Annotated in this window: 2 pseudogenes; one reads left to right on the top strand and one right to left on the bottom strand. The window is 62.4% G+C overall.

Annotated features, from left to right (window positions below):
* Positions 1 to 262: 262 nt before the first annotated feature.
* Positions 263 to 409, top strand: a pseudogene (locus tag ABZX75_RS34310) (IS6 family transposase); the annotation flags it as partial.
* Between the two features lie 1,111 nt (positions 410 to 1,520).
* On the opposite strand, the pseudogene ABZX75_RS34315 reads toward ABZX75_RS34310, so the two are convergent.
* A pseudogene (locus ABZX75_RS34315) lies at positions 1,521 to 1,606 on the bottom strand (IS5/IS1182 family transposase); the annotation flags it as partial.

The following is a 1,606-nucleotide window of genomic DNA, read 5'->3' on the forward strand; positions in this document are numbered from 1 at the left end:
CGACCGCTCGTTTGCGCAGCTCAAGGGGATAGGAGGAAGGGCGTGCCATTACTCGATCCTTTCACGGAATCAAGTCTCTACCGAACCCGGAACGGTTCAAGGGCCGGGGATGTTGCTGCGGCGGGCGCAGGAGGTGGTGCGGGAGACCTGGAGCAGTCACACGCACGCTTAACGTTGTGACATGGGCACTGTCAGGTCGTTGGCTGGGGTGGGATGATCTTGGGGTTGGGGGTGTTCGGGAGAGGAGCCGGTTGTGTCGGATGTGCCGGCGTCGTACAAGAATCACCGGTACCCGGTGGAGGTCATCTCGCACTGCGTGTGGCTGCACTTCCGCTTCGCCCTCAGCTACCGCGAAGTCGAGGAGCTGATGACCGAACGCGGTGTGATCGTCTCCTACGAGACCATCCGGCAGTGCAGGGGCATTGCATCTCCTCCGCATTCGCATCCTGCACAGATCCTGACCCCCCCGATCACAAGATCAGCGACTGAGCCCGAAAATGCCGGGAGTTTTGTGTCGACCCGCATCGGAAATCACCGTAGGTGGAGGATCCGCCCGATAGCTTTGACGGCATATTCGTAGGCAAGCTCCGAGCCGGGCCCACGATCGGAACACCGATGCAAGATTCGACCGGCACGCTCCCCGACCGGCGTCGACCGCAACCATATGGGATGAGTAATGGTAGAAGTGGTGTCCCCAACAGTCCGGACCGCGCAGCGGCGCGTGGTCAGAACGGTCAGTACATCTGGGGTTCTGGGAGGTGATGGGTTGGGGATTTGGCGGGAGGCCAACTGCGGGGATGGGAGAGCCAGCGCTGCGGAAGTCGCCAAAGATCTGGCCCTACTTAACGTCCCTCATCAGGTCGTGGCCGCCTATCGGCCGCCGCTGGCCATCAGGGCCGGACGTGTGCGCCGGGGTGAGGAAATCCGCATCCTCGCCGAGAACTTGGGACGACTGGTCCAGTGGATGCCCTCGCTCCAGCGGCAGATCCACGAGGTTCGCGCAGAGGTCGGGGGCTTCTCTTTCGTCTACCTTGAGCCGCGCCCTGAGGGCTGTGCAAACATGAGGCTTGCCCTTGCCTGCGATTGGCCGAGCTGGACGGACAACCAAGCCTCAGCGATGGGTCTAATGTGCGGCCGGTGCCGCTATGACCTCCGCCTTCAACAGGACGACCGCCGCCCGTACAACATCCCCCTGCCCACGCAGCCGAGGATACGGCGCCTGTTGTGTGGACGATGCTGCAACGACGGCCAGGACGAGCAGAAGAGGCTGGCTGGGCTCGCCGAGCAGAGGCCAATGACAGTGCTACAAAGGTCTTTGGCGTGACCAGCGGGGAGTCGGCACTTCAGTGGTGAAGGTCGGGATGGCGAGGGCGTACACTTTCACCATGGACGGCCCGATGATTGAGCTTGTTCAGTGTGGCCACCGATCGGGTGACACGACTCCCGTAGATACGCGGGTCACAGGTGCCTCAAGCGCTTCCCTGAAGCTCAAGTTGAACAAGCTCATTCACTGAGCCTTTTCAGCGTTGCCTCTCCAGGGTGAGGACCGCCTTGGCGGCTGACGCGAGTCGATCGGGGCTGCAGCGAGCGTGGCGGAAGATGCGCC

The sequence above is a fragment of the Streptomyces sp. NPDC003038 genome, assembly GCF_040611115.1.
Classification (GTDB): Bacteria; Actinomycetota; Actinomycetes; order Streptomycetales; family Streptomycetaceae; genus Streptomyces.